Raw genomic sequence first — 15,810 nt, forward strand, 5'->3', positions numbered from 1 at the left:
GGTCAGGCTGCTTTGCGGGCGGACGTCATAAGCTTCATCAGGCTTTCCTGGCTCGCTTCGTTCTTGTCCAGGACGCCTGTGATGGCGCCTTCGAAGATGGTGTAGATCCGGTCGGACAGGCCCAGGAGCTCAGGAAGCTCCGAGGAAATGACAATCACTCCCTTGCCCTGGTTCGCCAGCTTCTGGATGATGCCGTAGATCTCGTACTTGGCGCCGACGTCAATGCCACGGGTGGGTTCGTCCAGGATCAGGAGATCCGGATCTGTGAACATCCACTTGGCCAGGACCACCTTCTGCTGGTTGCCGCCGGAAAGCTTGGCAACACCTTCTTCAACAGAAGGGGTCTTGGTCCGCAGCGACTTCCGGTATTCCTCTGCAACCGTGAACTCCTTGCGGGTGTCCACTACCGTGTAGTTGCTGATGGCTCGGAGGTTTGCCGCAACCGTGGTGGTCTTGATGTCATCCAGGAGGTTGAGGCCAAGGGACTTGCGGTCTTCGGTGACGTAGCCCAGTCCGGCGTCGATCGCTTGGCGAACGGTGCGAAGGTTGACCTGCTTGCCGTCCTTGTAGACCTGGCCCTTGATGAACCGGCCGTAGGAGTGCCCAAACAGCGAGCGGGCCAGTTCAGTGCGTCCTGCCCCCATGAGCCCTGCGAAACCAACGATTTCGCCGCGCCGCACAAAGAAGTTGGAACCCTTGCAGATCAGGCGGTCCTGGATCTGCGGGTGCCCAACGGTCCAGTCCTTGACCTCGAAGAAGACCTCACCAATCTTGGGTTCGTGATCCGGGAACCGGGACTCGAGCGTCCTGCCCACCATGCCCTTGATGATGCGGTCCTCATCCACGCCGTCACGCTTGACGTTCAGTGTTTCGATCGACTTACCGTCACGGATGATGGTGATCTCGTCAGCGATCTGTTCGATCTCATTGAGCTTGTGGGAAATGATGATGGACGTGATGCCGCGGCCCTTGAGGCCAAGGATCAGGTCCAGCAAGTGCTGGGAGTCCGACTCGTTCAGCGCGGCCGTGGGCTCGTCCAGGATCAGGAGCTTCACGGACTTGTTCAAAGCCTTGGCGATCTCCACCAATTGCTGCTTGCCGACGCCGATTTCCTTGATGGGAGTATCGGGATCTTCCCGAAGGCCAACCCGGGCCAGGAGCTCGAGTGAACGCTTTCGGGCTTCGGTCCAATCAATCACTCCCCACTTGGTGGGTTCGTTTCCCAGGAAGATGTTCTCCATGATGGACAGTTCGGGGATCAGCGCCAGTTCCTGGTGGATGATCACGATGCCGGCCGCTTCACTGGCCCGGATGTCCTTGAACTGCTGGGTTTCGGCCTGGTACACGATGTCGCCCGTGTAGCTGCCGTAGGGGTAAACGCCGGACAGGACCTTCATCAGCGTGGATTTGCCAGCGCCATTTTCACCGCAGATAGCGTGGATTTCTCCTGCCATCACCCGCAGGCTCACATTCGACAAGGCCTTCACTCCAGGGAATTCCTTGGTGATGGAACGCATCTCCAAAAGGATGGGTTCACCTTGCGTGTTGAGGGTTGTCATCAGCCCGTACGCCTCCAATGCATGACTTCGTTGTCGGCTCCGCAAACGTCGGAGCTGTCTGATGAAAAAGTAAACTGGATCACGGCCCTTGTCGTCAAGACTTGAACGCAAGACCCAGCTAACGATTTCGTTACCTACCGGTAATCCCGGCATGTTGGAACACCAGTGCCGCCGCCCCAAGGGCCTCTGCCCTCGCTCCCAAGGAGGACATCGCGAGGTGTGTTGTTTCGCCCACCACGGGTACGGCATGGCGAACCAGACCCCGGCGGATGGGGTCCAGAAGCAGGTCGCCGAGGCCTGCCAAGGGTCCGCCGACAACGATCACTTCAGGGTTTATCAAGTTGGAAACGTTGCCCAAAGCGCGGCCCACGGCCAGGCCTGCATCGTCAACCACGCGCTGGGTCGCGGAGTCTCCGGCCAGGCAGTTGCGGACGATGTCCTGCGGTGTCAGCAGCTTCTCCTGCCCGCGACCCAACAGTTCGATCATGGTGGTGGTTGAAGCAATGGTTTCCAGGCATCCGCGGTTGCCGCAGCGGCACACCAACCCGTGTTCGTGGATGGTTGCATGGCCGATTTCACCAGTGATTCCCACGTTCCCGTAGTAGGGGAGTCCGTTGAGAATCAGGCCTGCACCGATGCCCGAGCCAATCTTGAGGAACATGAGGTTGGACACGCCGCTATGCGGTCCCCACGTCACCTCGGACAGGGCGCCGAGATTGGCGTCGTTGTCAACAAAGACGGGGCAGTTGAGCGCTTCCTCAAGCCGATGAAGTATGTCGATTCCCACCCATTCGGGGAGGATCGCACCTTGGGCAACCGTGCCTGTGCGGCGGTCGATGGGGCCCGGAATACCGGCACCTGCTCCCACCACGGCGGTACGGTCGATGCCATTTTCACGAAGCAGCCTGTCAAGGAGGGGGACTGCCGCGGCGATTCCCTCTTCCGCTTGGTGGCCCAGCGGCAGTTCCATGTAATCCTCGGCGATTACGTGGTAGCCCAGCGATGCCAATACCACTCTGAGGTGCCGGCGCCCGAAGTCGATTCCGACGGCGACGGCACCGTTGCTGTTGAGCCTTACGTTGGTTGCCCGGCGCCCGGAACTGGTGGTCGGCTCGGTGGAAACCAGCCCGGCATCCTGCATGATTTTCACGATGTTGGAGACGGTTGCCGTGGAGAGTCCGGTCTGCCGGGAAAGCTCTGCCTGCGTGGACGGCCCGCTCAGCAAACATTCGATGATTCGTTGCTGGTTGAGATGGCGGAGCGCGGACTGCGAGCCGGGTTTTCTTGGATGGCTCTTCGTTGAGCGCTGCGTAGCGGGCATGATAAGAAGATTGCCCCACAAGCCACGTTGTAGTCAAGAAGTGAACACAGCGAGTCAACCCTGCCCGACATACTCCAACGCAAGAACATGAGGTATGTACCCCTTGTGAGGCCCGTTATGCACGCTATGAACCGGTGTTTGCCTGCAGAGCGGGCCCCGCAACAGGCGAGTTGCGTGCATTGCGTCCCGATTCGGAAGCCTCCGGGTCCAATTGCCTCGCCCGATGCGTGGGTGGCGCGCCTACGCTGGAAGCAAGAAACGTCCCGGGCCCGTGTACGAATCCCCGGGAACAGAAGAAACCAAGGTGGTAATGATGCTGCTCTCAGTCCTGCAGGCGAACGCTTCCGTCATGGACGTTGAGGCGAACCTGCGCACAATCGACGACGCCGCGCAGCGCGCCGCCCAGGCAGGGGCCGGACTGCTCCTCACTCCGGAGCTCTTCCCCGTGGGCTACGCACCCTTACGTCTCCACGCGGAACTGGACCCGTCAACACTCCCGGGCATTCGTGAACGGCTTGCCGCGATCGCCCGGACCAACGGCATTGGCTTGGTCTACAGCCTTCCGGCGGCCGAAGAAACAGCGCACGACGACGGCGCCGAGCCGGCTTCCGCCGCTGGTCGCTGGCATATCACGGCAACTTTGTTGGACGCTTCGGGGAACGAAGTCCTCAACTACGCCAAGGTGCACCTCTTCGGGCCGGAGGAGCATAAGGCGTTCATCGGCGCCCAAGAACCTCCCGCCGTCGTGGACTTCAACGGGATCCGCACATCGATGCTGATTTGCTACGACGTGGAGTTCCCCGAGGCCGTCCGTGCCGCTGCCACAAGAGGAGCTGAACTCCTGCTGGTGCCGACGGCCCTTTCCGCCGGTTTCGATAATGTTCCGCAGGTACTCATCCGCGCGCGTGCGCTGGAAAGCCAGCTGAACGTGGCGTACGCCAACCACTCCGGCCACGAGGATGTCTACTCGTTCCTGGGGGGCAGCGTGGTGGCGGGACCGGACGGGTCTTTGCTCGCCGCGGCAGGGGAAGGGGCTGCGTTGTTGTTTGCCGAAGTTGGTACGGAATCCGTGAAGGCAGCACGCAACGAAGTTCCATACCTGCGGGAGCGCAGGCCGGACCTTTACAAGCGATGGGCGAACTAAGGGTCCAGCTGCAGCAGTTGCACGGACCCTCGCCATGTTGCGAGGCCCTTCACCAGGCTCCTCCCGTCGCCGAACAGTGGTAACAAAAAGACGGAGTGCAGGAAGAACCACCAGTGAAACGCCTGGTCAGGCAGCGCCAGAGCCAGTGGGACTCCTGCAACACAGGCCCCCAGTGGGCCAGCCAGGGCTATCAACGCTGCCTGCCAGCCGACGAGGTTTCCCACAGGAACCACGGAGAAGCGAAGCAAGGTGCCCGCAAAGACGACGTGGGTAATTCCCGGGGCGAGCTTGAGGCCGATGATGTGGGAGCCCTCATGGATGACAAAGCCGATCAGCAAGCACGATGAGTGGACCAGTAACCAAAGAGCAGGCTGCAGAATCGCCGGAAAGCCCGTGACGGCGCAGGCTGCGCAGACAGCGAAGCCGGCAGCCAGCGCCGCGGCAGGGACGCGGACGGCCACAAGCAGGCTTCTGGCGGCCAGCATCACCTTGAGATCGCCAATGGGAACAGCGTTGAGCTTCACCGTTGCTGTGCTTGCAGCAGCTGCCTTTTGCGGAGCTTGAGCTTTTCAAGGACAACTGTGACTGCCAGGCAGAACAAGAAGGCAATGCTGAAGATGATCGCAATGGGTGTGCCGTCAGCAACCCCCATCTCCAGGGCTGTTGCACCGCTGGGCTGATCGTGGGCCTCGAAGAAGATTGCGCCGAAAAGCCCAAACTTCCTGACACCCACGTCCATTGTGGAAAACATGGCCATGATGAAGCCGCCGACCACCAAAGCCATGGTGATGACAAATGCGATGGACAATGAGGTAATAGTTCTAAGAAGCCATTTCATGGCGTCTAATCCTTTCCATCCTCTGCATGCCGAGGATGCTGTAGGTCACAACCAAAATATTTAGGACTGAATAAACTACTGCACTCATCACTGGTTCAAGATTGAATACATTGAGGCCGAGTGCGATGGTCAAGATGATGATGATAGCCAGTATCGCGCCGACCAAAACCGTGAAGGGATTTCCCTTTTCGGGTGGGAACGCTATGCCTATGAGGGTGGAGATAAGTATGTTGCTAAGGCAGAATCCTGCTACAGGTAAACACGCAGAGATCTCAATGCCTTGGACGAGGCTGGCTGCGACGACCGGAATCGCCACTGCCACCCAGAGGATCACTTGCGAGCCGATGATGCTCAGGTAGTTCTTCCACGCGCTGACATCCAGTGCAGACATGCGCCGCAGTGGTTCGGAATTTACGTAGGCATACACCCCTTGGAAGGTAATGAGTGCCAGGACGTAGGGTGGAATCGTCATATGTTGCAGCCATGCGAACAGGGAAAATGCAAAGACGAAGATCACGGCAACGAGCGTTTCGAAGCTCCGGAACAAAACCAGCGTATAAGCCCCCAGCCTCCATGTGGCAATTCTTGAAGGAAGCATAATAATGAAGCGGCGGAGGGGAACCCAGGCTCTGGGAGCAGCTGCTACGATGCCTGCAACTATTGCCATGGCTGCCGCGGCAAAGATCAGCATTGCCAGCCACAATCCGAAGTTCTTCTCGAGCGTGGCGTACATCAGCAGTGGTGAACTGTACTCACGCCCTTCGATAAAACTCTGGGCAATCACCGCAGTCTGCTCGTTTGTGTACGGGAAAAGTAGTGAGAGACCCGTGGCCAGGATAATAGGTACCACTAGTCCCCTGAGTCGTCCCAGCCTCATCAGGAGGAGGGCCCGTTCCAAAAGATAATATGCCAGGCTGAGGAGCAGATACACAGAGGCCACGGGCAGCCAAATGGACACCACAATCTTCGGGATAAACGTTGGACCCTCAAGGAGCACAGTGGATATCGAGAATGCGCCGAAGACGAAAACTGTCATCACCGCCACTACCGATGCTTCGAACAAGGCGAAGGCCAACGTCCGTTCTTTATTGGTAGCGGGAAGGTTGAAGGACAATTTCAGCAGTTCATCGGCTTTTAAGAAGAGGACCCGTATCAGCGTGTACGCGATGAGGACCCAAAAGCCCACGGAAACGTTGGCAATCGCGAGAACGGGTCCGAATAAGTCGGTTCCACCGAGATACTGCCGCATCACGGTGTAGCTAAGAACATTGAAACCTGCGAAGCCGATGACTATGACGAAGGCACCTGCGATTCGCATCGTTCTGGTGGCCAGGAGTCCCTGACCCAGGACGCGCCGGAGAATGAAAATCCAGAACAGCCGAAACAATAGGACAGTACTCCCCAGCCGCATCTACTCGGCTCCCATGGATTGGATGTATTCAGAGGCGAGTGCTGCGAGACTCCCGTAGTCTCTATTGATTGATTCCAGATCCCCTTGGAATACCAGGGCACCTTGGATGAGGACAGCAACCTCATTGGCTACGTTCTCAAGGACGCCGAAGTCATGGCTGCACAGCAGTACTGATCGTCCATCGTTTGCAAGCTCCCGAACGTCCTTTTCGAACATTTTTACTGATTCGATGTCCACTCCGTTGAGTGTCTCATCGATAACAGTGAGGCGACGCTTGAGCATGAAAGCGGCAATGAGCTGGAGTTTCTTCCTCATTCCGTGCGAGTAGTCCTCGATGAGATCGCGGTGACGGCCACTCATCGAATAGCGATCAAAGTGACTCTCAAGCACTTTGAGATCGAGCGGTTCTGCGTAGAGGCCGTGCATGAACCGAAGGTATTCTTCACCGGTGAGGAACTCTGGCAGGTAGTCATTGCTGGAGAGATAGATTGCCGACATCTTGGCACTGCGACTGGAATTTTTTTGTCCGTCGATGCGGACGGTTCCGCCCTGCATCTGCAGAAGGTCAAGAATCACCTTTATGAGGGTTGACTTGCCCGATCCGTTGGGACCGATAAGTCCCATGATTCTGTTCCCGGAAATGCTGAGCGAGACGTCATGCAGGACCTGCCTTTGAAGGTTGTACGCGTAATCGACGTGGTCGACAGTAAGGGGCATTGGGTTTCGGCTCCATGCTCTGGCTGTGGTGGCATTGCACGAGAATGCCACCACAGTGGTTATCTGACGACTAGACGCACTCAACCCAGACGGAGACTCCCCACTGGCTCCAACTCCAGTTGCCGACAAACCGCCCGCGGCCGGACGTCAGGCACCAGATAGCCATGGCGCCCAGAATGGCGAATGCGAGGACCATGAGAACAGCAAGCAGGACGAGGAACCACCCGTCGTAGCGGATGACCATATCGTCGATTTTGCTTCTGATGGCGGCCAAAGTGCTGGTGGTCTGTACTGCTGTCGTAGCGAGCATATTTCCCCCTCGGAAATCATGATCTGTACGGCGCCGGTGAATTTCGACGCCCAAGGGGAGGCTAAGCGCTTTCAGCAGCCACCTAGCTGGCCTTATGCCCGAAATATGTGCCGAAAACGACAAAAATGAGTGGCGAATGTGGCTTGCACAGGCCAATTCGGCTTCATCTAGGTGGTGCCGGCCAGCTCACTAAAGACCGCCAGCTCTTCCACGTACTGCAACGCAAACCACAATTCGGCGCGCACTTGTGCCTGGTTCAGGTCCATGTCCAGCAGCTCGCCGAGCACGCCGATCTGCCGCCGCACGCTGTTGCGGTGCAGTCCCAGCAGCTTGGCCGAGCCGTCCCAACTGCCGTTCTCGCTAAGCCAACCGCGCAAGACAGCAAGAAGCGGGTCCCGACGGTCCGGTTCAAGCGCGAGCACGGGTGCAAGGAGTCGTTCGGCCAGCATGGTTCCGGCTTCGCGGCCCAGCAGTCCTGTGACAGACCACGTGACCTCGTCCACGCGGGCACTCTTCCCGGTTGAAAGAACGCGGCCGCGCAGGGAGCTTGCACGTTGGTAGGACGCTTGGAGTCCAAGGAGCTCGGTCGGTTCCCCGATGACCAGCCGCCAACCCAGCTTCTCCACGTCTGCCTGCAAGGAGTCGTCCACGCGCAAGCGCGTAATGGCCGCGAAACCGTACTCGGTAAGTTCCACCAGTTTGGTGTCGAACAGCCTCCGCCACTGCAGCAGTTCCCGCACCGGACCGTCGTCTGCGGCACCGTCCACCCTGATGCCTTGAACTATCCGCATCTGCCCCGAACGGGTGGAGGACAAGCTCTGCGCCAGCAGATCCTTGAGCCCGTTGACCTGTTTGGTGCCGCCCGAAGCCAGCGAATCCGGGTGCAACAAAACAGCCGTAGCCAGCTGGCTCGGTGCCAACGAGCCACTGGTCCGCTGCCTGACCAGTAACTCCAGCAAGCCCACGGCCGACTGGACCACGTTATTTTGAGCAGGAGTCAGCGGCGCATCCGAGCCGAGGATCAAAGCGCCGAGGTTGGCGTCCTTGGTGCTGCGCAACGGGTGCCCGAACACCAACGCCGAACCGGGCTGTTCGAAACTGTCCATCTCCACCCGCGGACCGCTGCCGGACAGCAACCGCTCCAGTAGCGGTGCCAACAAGGCATGCTCGACGCCGTTGCTGCCGCCGGCGTTGTGCCCGCGGGCCCGGACTCGCCCGTCGGCGCCCACGAGAACAGCCCAGACGGGCACCCTCTGCACCAGGGCGGCCAACAGTTCATGTTCCGGCCGGGGGGAGAGGACCGCCCGCATGAGTTGGCGGTTTGTCTCGGCCAGTTGCCTGAAGACCCTCGCGTTGCCGGTTTCCAGAAGTTGGGAGAACTCCAAGCCGATCGCCGCGAACGGCACAGACTCCGGTATCTCGAACAAGGTGAGGTTGTGCCGGCGGCAAGCGTCCACCAGGACGTCGGGGACGGCGTCGAAATAGGGCCTGATGCCGAAACCGAGCGCCGCAACTTTGGCACCCACGAGCCGCCGGACGTAGGCATCCACCTTGGCCGCCGAGCCGCCCTTCCCGAGGAAAGGCAGCCCGGCGGTGAGGAGGAACTCGCCCTCCGGCAGGTACGGCGTGGGGTCTTCGAGCTCACTGGGTTCCACCCACCGCAGCAGCGAGGCGCCGCTGCCGCCGTCGTGAAGCATTTTCAACTCCGGCGGCAGCTGCTCCAGGAACTGTTCGAGCGTGACGAAACTCAGGCGGGCGGTGGCGGGCTCAGGCGACATTGTCCTGCCCGGCGGTGGCCGGCTCCTGGTAGTCGGGGCACTCGTAAGCGGTAGCCTGGTTGGCTCCGCTTGCGTATGCGCGTGGCAGGCGCGGGGCAATCCGGTTGATGATCTCGTCCCCGTGGCTGCCGATCGCGGCACCCCAGTCGTCGGCGCTCGCCGCCCCGCAGGCCGGGTCACCGAACAACACTGCGGTGTCCCCGACGTCGATGCCTGAAGCATCCGGACCGAGGTCCACCATGAACTGGTCCATGCAGACCTTGCCAATTACCGGTACCGCGCGTCCGGCCACGTTCACAACGGAGCGGCCGCTGATGCCCTTGGGGATGCCATCCGCGTAACCGAGCGGGATTAACCCCAGGTAGCGCGGTTCGTAGGTGATGGCTTGGTGTTCGTAGCTGACGCCTGTGCCTGCGGGGACCTTTTTGACCATGACCAGCGGTGCCGTCACGCTGAGTGCCGGACGTAACCCGAAGTCGGCCGGGTTCAGGTGGTCGGCCGGGGCAAGCCCGTAAATGGCGAGCCCCGCGCGGACCATGTCGAAATGGAATTCGGGCCGGTCCAGGATGTTCGCCGAACTGGAAACATGCCTGAGTTCCGGTTCCAGTCCTGCCTCGCGGGCTTGCCGGACTGCGTCTTCGAACTCCGCGACGGCGGTGACGTTACCAGGGTGGGCCGGGACATCGGCCCAGGCCAAGTGGGTCCACAAGCCCCGAACCCGCAGGGTCCCGTCGAGTTCAGCTTGCCGTGCCTGCGCCACGAGTTCAGCCCAGTCTTCCTTGCGTGCGCCACCTCGGCTTAGGCCGCTGTCCAGTTCCAAATGCACGACGGCGGGACGGCCAAGGCGTTCGGCGATACCTGCGAGCACCTCAAGCTGGCTGACGCTTCCGAGGGAAACATCAATGTCGTTTTCCTGCGCTTCAAGGATGGCGGCACTCGTCTGGGATGCCAGATAGAGCCACGAAAGGATGGGTACCGTAATGCCTGCCCGGCGGAGTTCGATTGCTTCGCTGAGCTGCGCCGTTCCGAGCCAGTCAGCCCCTGCATCAACTGCCGTGCGAGCTACTTCCACCAGTCCGTGTCCATAGGCGTTGCCTTTGACCACGGCCATGAAATGCGGCGCCACAGTGCGCTTTTTCAAGGCTTTGATGTTGTCTGAAATGGCGGACAGGTCCACTGTGACCTGTCCCGAAAGGGCTGCTGAGGCGGCCTCTTGATAGTGTGCATTACGTCTCATGGTTGAACACTATAGGTCATTTTGCACTGCTGTGAGAGGTGGCTCACATGCCAGTCTTGTGGAGGGGAAATCGAAACTACTTTGAAGGGACGTCAAGGGTGACTGTGCCTGTGAACACCAAAAACCAGGCTGCGGCTAGCGTGGGCAAGCCGAGCCTCGGCGCGCAACTCCTGCGCCGCAAGCCCATTGGCCAGATGGTCAATGAAGCCGGAAGCAGCGAAGGAGGAACGCCTCTGGTCCGCAGCTTCGGCGTCTTCCAGCTGACCATGATCAGTGTCGGTGCCACGCTCGGCACCGGCATCCTGGTGATCCTCGGCGAATCCGTGCCGCTGGCCGGTCCTGCCATTTGGATCTCCTTCGTCGTCGCCGGCCTCGCTGCACTGCTCTCCGCCGTGTCCTATGCGGAAATGGCAGGGCTCGTCCCTGTGGCCGGCTCCAGCTATTCCTACTCCTACGCCACCATGGGCGAGGGCATGGCGTGGATTTGTGGCTGGTGCCTGGTGCTGGAGTACGCGGTCTCCGTAGCAGCCGTTGCCGTGGGTGCAGGCCAGTATGTGAACGAGACACTCGCCGCGTTTGGCCAGTTCCTGCCGGACGCGATGAGCCAGCCGCCTGGGGACGGCGGGCTGGTGAACGTTCCCGCCATGGTGATCGTGATCCTGGCGATGGTGCTGCTGGTCCGGGGTGCCCGCGAGAGTGCATGGATCAATACGGCGATCGTCGTGACCAAGGTGGGCATCCTGATCTTCTTCTGCGCAGTAGCCTTCACAGCCTTCAACGCCGGCAACTTCGAGCCGCTGCTGCCCATGGGCGCCGCTGGTGTTTCCGCCGCCGCTTCGAGCGTCTTCTTCTCCTACATCGGATTTGATGCAGCCTCCACGGCCGGCGAGGAAGCGAAGAATCCCAAGCGCGACCTGCCCCGGGCCATCATGCTCTCCATGGTCATCGTCACCACGATCTATGTCCTGGTTGCCGTTGCAGCCATCGGCGCCCGCCCATGGGGTTGGTTCGACGGCACGGAAGCCGCACTCGTCCAGATCCTCCATGAGATCACCGGACAGCCGTGGATCGCCCTGGTCTTCTCGGCCGGTGCCGTGCTTGCCATTGCCAGCATCGTGCTGACAGTGCTCTACGGACAGACCCGCATCCTGCTCTCAATGTCCCGCGACGGCATGATGCCCAAGGTCTTCGGCCGCGTTTCCCGCCGAACCGGCACCCCCGTGGCCGGAACGCTCATTGTGGGCATCGCCGTCGCCCTTGCCGCGGGCCTGGTTCCGCTGGGCGCATTGGCAGACGCAACCAGCATCGGGACGCTCTTTGCGTTCGCCCTGGTCAATGTGGCCGTCATTTACCTGCGCCGCAACCGGCCCGACCTGGAGCGCAGCTTCCGGGTCCCGCTGTACCCGATCACGCCGATCCTGGGCACCCTGATGTGCGCATACCTGATGCTCAACCTGGGTGCCGATACCTGGATCACCTTCGGTATCTGGATGCTGGTGGGCGTCGCCATCTACTTCGGCTATGGACGCCGGAACTCAAAGGTAGCCGCGCTCAGCGAGCAGGACTACCGTGAACTAACCACCAGGGCAGTGAGCCCGGAATCTGTGAAGGCAGCAAATTCATGACCATCGCCACAGAACTCCCTCTTATCGAGGAACCAGGGGCGCCTGACGCGGCCGCTGGAGCACCTATCACCATGCTGAACCCGGACTTCCCGTTCAGCTACGACCACTATCTGGCACACCCCGAGGGGCTCGGCTCAATCCCGGAAGAGCTTTACGGCACGGAAGTAGCCATTATCGGCGCAGGCCTGTCCGGGCTCGTCACGGCCTATGAGCTGATGAAGCTTGGCCTCAAACCGGTCATCTATGAGGCCGACCAGATCGGTGGACGCCTCCGGACTGCGAGCTTCCCCTCGGCTCCCGGCGTTGTGGCGGACCTTGGCGGCATGCGCTTCCCGGTCTCCGGCAAGGCGTTCTATCACTACGTGGACCTGCTTGGCCTGGACACCAGCGATTTCCCCAACCCCATGGCGCCGGCAACTTCCTCCACAGTGATCGAGCTTGCGGGCAAAAAGCACTACGCCACCACGGCTGACGAGCTGCCGGAGTTCTTCCTGGAAGTAGCCGACGCCTGGAAAGCAGCCGTCAACGACGGCGCCGCCTTTGCGGAGATGCAGGAAGCCATCAAGGCCCGCGACACCAAGCGGATCAAGGAACTCTGGAACGCACTCCTCCCGGAACTGGACGAGCAAACCTTCTACGGCTTCATCGCCGCCAGCAAGTCCTTCAAAGAGGCCGGCTTTGCGCACCGCGAGGCATTCGGCCAGGTGGGCTTCGGTACCGGCGGTTGGGACACCGATTTCCCCAACTCCATCCTCGAAATCCTGCGCGTGGTCTACACCGACGCCGACGACCAGCACCGCTCCATTGTGGGAGGAGCGCAAAGGCTCCCCGAGGCACTCTGGAACCACGCGCCGTCGGGCCTTAAGTACTGGCCGGAGGGCACCTCACTGGCGTCGCTGCATTCCGGCTCGCCCCGCGGAGCCGTGGACAACATCCGCCGGGTAGAGAACGGAGACCTCCTGGTCCGCGAGAACTGGGGACGCGAAGCCACCTACCAGGCCGTGGTGACCACCTGCCAGTCCTGGCTGCTGTCCACGCGCATCCACACTGAGGAAGCGCTGTTCCCGGCCGAGCTGTGGACCGCGATCGAGCGCTCGCATTACATGCAGTCCTCTAAGACCTTCGTGATGGTGGACCGCCCGTTCTGGAAGGACATCGATCCTGAGACCGGCCGCGAGGTCCTGTCCATGACGCTCACCGACCGCCTTAACCGGGCCACTTACCTGCTCGACGACGGTCCGGACAAGCCCGCTGTCATGCTCCTGTCCTACACATGGAACGACGACGCCCTGAAATGGCTGGCCCTGACCGCGGACGAGCGCGTGAAGCTGATGCTGCACTCGTTGGAACAGATCTACCCGGGCGTGGACATTGCGAGCCACATCGTCGGGCAGCCGATCACGGTGTCCTGGGAAGCTGACCCCAACTTCATGGGCGCATTCAAAGCCAACCTGCCCGGCCACTACCGGTACCAGCAGCGCCTGTTTACGCACTTCAAGCAGGACCAGCTGCCGGAGCATCAGCGCGGCATCTTCCTAGCCGGTGACGATGTGTCCTTCACCGCCGGCTGGGCCGAGGGTGCCGTGACTACGGGCCTGAACGCCGTGTGGGGAGTAGTTAACCACCTGGGCGGTTCGTCCGCTGCCGGAAACCCGGGGCCGGGTGACCTCCTGGACGAGCTCGGCCCGATCTCCCTGGACTAATCGCCGAACGTTGCGAGGCCCGCTCTGCGTCCCAAACCCCATCAGGGAGGCGGTGGGGATGCAAAGCGGGCCTCGCATTCGGCGTTTAAGCGTGCATTTCCCTGTGCGCCGCAGCGAGTTCCCTGTAATGCGCGGCGTTGTGCTTGACGCCCTCGAACTCTTCGTCGGTCAGTTCACGGCGGACCTTTGCAGGTACGCCCGCAACCAGTGAGCGCGGGGGAATGACGGTGCCTTCCAACACCACGGCCCCGGCAGCGATGAGCGAACCAGTGCCAATGACTGCGCCGTTGAGGATGGTGGCGCTCATGCCGATGAGGCAGTCGTCCTCCACAGTGCATCCGTGGACCACAGCGCTGTGCCCCACGGAGACACGTTCGCCTACCGTGCAGGGGAAGCCGGGGTCAGCGTGGAGGACTACGTTGTCCTGGAGGTTGGACCCTGTGCCGACGCTGATGGCCGCTGTATCGGCGCGGACGGAGACGCCGTAGAAAGCGCTCGAGTCCTCGGCCAAGGTGGCCTTGCCAATAATGGAAGCCGTGGGCGCCACGAAGGCGGTTTCATGGATGGCCGGGGTGTCCCCGGCGAAAGTGTAAGAGGGAGCCATGGAGCCAGCTTAGTTCCCGCTCAGCTGGGTTCGGGGGTGCGGAGGACCAGGAATTGGTAGTGCTGGGACCAGTTTCCTGCCCCCGGCCCGGATTCCACCCCGACGCCCTCCGGCCACGTCCGGAAATGCTCCACCGAACCGTGCTCGCCAAAAATACGTTGCACTGTTTCGTCACTGCGACGGCTGAAGAACCGCCGCGGTTCCTCGAGGTCTTCCGGGTTCAGGACCTCGCAATCCTCACCTGACCAGAGGCCGACGGCGATTGGCGCGCCAGGTGCGGTGACGCGCACAAGTTCACGGACGACGTCGTGAATTCCGCTGTTGGGGACGTGCAGCAGGGTGCTCATGGTCCACGCGGCGGAGAACGCGGCATCCGGAAACGGCAGGTCCCGTCCACTGGCCACGGTTGCCTCCAGTCCAGCCGAGCGCGCCACATGAACGCTCTCCGAGGACAGATCCACGCCGGCGTAGTGCAAGCCGGCGCGGACGAATTCCACGCCCTCAACACCGGTGCCGCAGCCCAGTTCGAACAACGAGTGACGGTGTTCGGACTTCAACAGCCGGATGAACCATTCCCGGCATTCAACCCGGTGCGGCGTCAGCGCGCGGGTGTTCCGCACCGGTGCTTGGCGGTCGTAAAAGACAGCCAGGTCAGCCTCGTGGTTGGAGTGAGGGATGCCCCGCATACCCTCAGCATAGGAGCGGCGTTAGTTGAACACCACGGTCCGGGTGCCGTCCAGGAGCACACGGTGTTCGGCATGCCACTGGACCGCTTGGGCCAGCGTACGGCCTTCGACGTCACGGCCCATTTGGACGAACTGGGTAGCCGTGCGTGCGTGGTCGACGCGGATGACTTCCTGCTCGATGATCGGGCCCTCGTCGAGGTCGGCAGTCACGTAGTGGGCGGTGGCGCCGATGATCTTCACACCACGGGCGTGGGCCTGGTGGTACGGCTTGGCACCCTTGAACGAGGGAAGGAAGGAGTGGTGGATGTTGATGGCCTTGCCGTTCAACTCCGTGCAGAGATCGTTGGAGAGAACCTGCATGTAACGGGCCAGGACAGTGAGTTCCACGTCGTGCTCGGCAATAAGCTTCAGCAGCTGAGCCTCGGCCTGGGGCTTGGTCTCCGGCGTCACCGGGATGTGGTGGAACGGGATGCCATAGAAATTGGCCAGTTCCTCAAGGTCCCGGTGGTTGGACACGATGGCCGGAACGTCAATGGGCAGGGTGCCCGTCCGCTGCTGGAACAGGAGGTCGTTGAGACAGTGCGCGTCCTTGGAGCACAGGATGATGGTGCGCACCTTTTCGCCAACAGGGTTGATCTGCCAGGTCATGCCGAAGGATTCAGCGACCGGCCGCAGGGCGGCGCTCAGTTCGTCCTGGGAGGACGACGTCGTTGCCTCCACCCGCATGAAGAAGTTGCCTGTGCTGGGGCTTCCGTACTGCTGGGAGTCGGCGATATTGCAGCCGGCCTCAAGGAGGGCGCCGGCTACCGCATGGACGATCCCGGGGCGGTCGGGGCAGGAGAGTGTTACTACGAAAGCGGTGGAGTCAGTCACACGA

15 protein-coding genes are annotated in these 15,810 nt (G+C 61.2%); 3 read left to right on the plus strand and 12 right to left on the minus strand.

Features of this window, described 5'->3' with window-relative positions; all coding sequences use genetic code 11:
- Positions 1-2: 2 nt before the first annotated feature.
- Entirely contained in the window at positions 3-1,559 is a 1,557-nt protein-coding gene (gene mmsA, locus A477_RS0104360; protein ID WP_017197802.1) for a multiple monosaccharide ABC transporter ATP-binding protein, read from the minus strand.
- A 130-nt stretch (positions 1,560-1,689) separates the two neighbouring features.
- Positions 1,690-2,880, minus strand: a complete 1,191-nt coding sequence (locus tag A477_RS0104365) for an ROK family transcriptional regulator (protein WP_017197803.1) — start codon at positions 2,878-2,880, stop codon at positions 1,690-1,692.
- A gap of 310 nt (positions 2,881-3,190) precedes the next feature.
- Between A477_RS0104365 and A477_RS0104370 the strand changes: the two genes are divergently transcribed.
- Positions 3,191-4,024: a carbon-nitrogen hydrolase family protein gene (locus tag A477_RS0104370; RefSeq protein ID WP_026005353.1), complete on the plus strand. Its 834-nt coding sequence runs from the start codon at positions 3,191-3,193 to the stop codon at positions 4,022-4,024.
- Here the strand turns inward: A477_RS0104370 and A477_RS0104375 are convergent.
- From A477_RS0104375 to alr, 7 genes are all read right to left on the minus strand, one after another.
- Positions 4,021-4,548 (minus strand): hypothetical protein, encoded by a 528-nt coding sequence (locus A477_RS0104375; protein WP_017197805.1) that lies wholly within the window; start codon positions 4,546-4,548, stop codon positions 4,021-4,023. The two genes, A477_RS0104370 and A477_RS0104375, sit on opposite strands and share 4 nt — an antisense overlap.
- Positions 4,545-4,862: a hypothetical protein gene (locus A477_RS0104380; protein WP_157367031.1), complete on the minus strand. Its 318-nt coding sequence runs from the start codon at positions 4,860-4,862 to the stop codon at positions 4,545-4,547. Before A477_RS0104380 ends, A477_RS0104375 begins: the two co-directional genes overlap by 4 nt.
- Positions 4,846-6,249: a hypothetical protein gene (locus A477_RS0104385; RefSeq protein ID WP_157367032.1), complete on the minus strand. Its 1,404-nt coding sequence runs from the start codon at positions 6,247-6,249 to the stop codon at positions 4,846-4,848. The genes A477_RS0104380 and A477_RS0104385 overlap by 17 nt, the downstream gene beginning before the upstream one ends.
- Positions 6,250-6,273: 24 nt before the next feature.
- Positions 6,274-6,990 carry an ATP-binding cassette domain-containing protein gene (locus A477_RS0104390; protein WP_017197808.1) on the minus strand — a complete coding sequence of 239 codons (717 nt, stop codon included), beginning with the start codon at positions 6,988-6,990 and terminating at the stop codon, positions 6,274-6,276.
- Positions 6,991-7,060: 70 nt separating this feature from the next.
- Positions 7,061-7,300, minus strand: coding sequence for a hypothetical protein (locus tag A477_RS21980; RefSeq protein ID WP_017197809.1), 240 nt, complete (start codon positions 7,298-7,300; stop codon positions 7,061-7,063).
- Positions 7,301-7,467: 167 nt separating this feature from the next.
- Positions 7,468-9,078: a PucR family transcriptional regulator gene (locus A477_RS0104400; protein WP_017197810.1), complete on the minus strand. Its 1,611-nt coding sequence runs from the start codon at positions 9,076-9,078 to the stop codon at positions 7,468-7,470.
- A complete protein-coding gene (alr, locus tag A477_RS0104405) occupies positions 9,068-10,315 on the minus strand; it encodes an alanine racemase (protein WP_017197811.1) in 1,248 nt (415 codons plus the stop codon). The genes A477_RS0104400 and alr overlap by 11 nt, the downstream gene beginning before the upstream one ends.
- 194 nt (positions 10,316-10,509) lie before the next feature.
- Between alr and A477_RS0104410 the strand changes: the two genes are divergently transcribed.
- Entirely contained in the window at positions 10,510-11,940 is a 1,431-nt protein-coding gene (locus A477_RS0104410; protein ID WP_237715720.1) for an amino acid permease, read from the plus strand.
- On the plus strand, positions 11,937-13,643 hold the full coding sequence (locus A477_RS0104415) for a flavin monoamine oxidase family protein (protein ID WP_017197813.1): 1,707 nt from the start codon (positions 11,937-11,939) through the stop codon (positions 13,641-13,643). Before A477_RS0104410 ends, A477_RS0104415 begins: the two co-directional genes overlap by 4 nt.
- An 85-nt stretch (positions 13,644-13,728) precedes the next feature.
- Here the strand turns inward: A477_RS0104415 and A477_RS0104420 are convergent, their stop codons facing one another.
- The 3 genes from A477_RS0104420 to purU are packed head-to-tail and all read right to left on the minus strand — an operon-like array spanning position 13,729 to position 15,806.
- A complete protein-coding gene (locus A477_RS0104420) occupies positions 13,729-14,247 on the minus strand; it encodes a gamma carbonic anhydrase family protein (RefSeq protein ID WP_017197814.1) in 519 nt (172 codons plus the stop codon).
- A gap of 20 nt (positions 14,248-14,267) precedes the next feature.
- Positions 14,268-14,933, minus strand: a complete 666-nt coding sequence (locus A477_RS0104425; RefSeq protein WP_017197815.1) for a class I SAM-dependent methyltransferase — start codon at positions 14,931-14,933, stop codon at positions 14,268-14,270.
- 21 nt (positions 14,934-14,954) lie between these two features.
- Positions 14,955-15,806: a formyltetrahydrofolate deformylase gene (purU, locus tag A477_RS0104430; protein ID WP_017197816.1), complete on the minus strand. Its 852-nt coding sequence runs from the start codon at positions 15,804-15,806 to the stop codon at positions 14,955-14,957.
- Positions 15,807-15,810: the final 4 nt, after the last annotated feature.

This window comes from Arthrobacter sp. M2012083 (assembly GCF_000281065.1).
Taxonomy (GTDB): domain Bacteria; phylum Actinomycetota; class Actinomycetes; order Actinomycetales; family Micrococcaceae; genus Arthrobacter.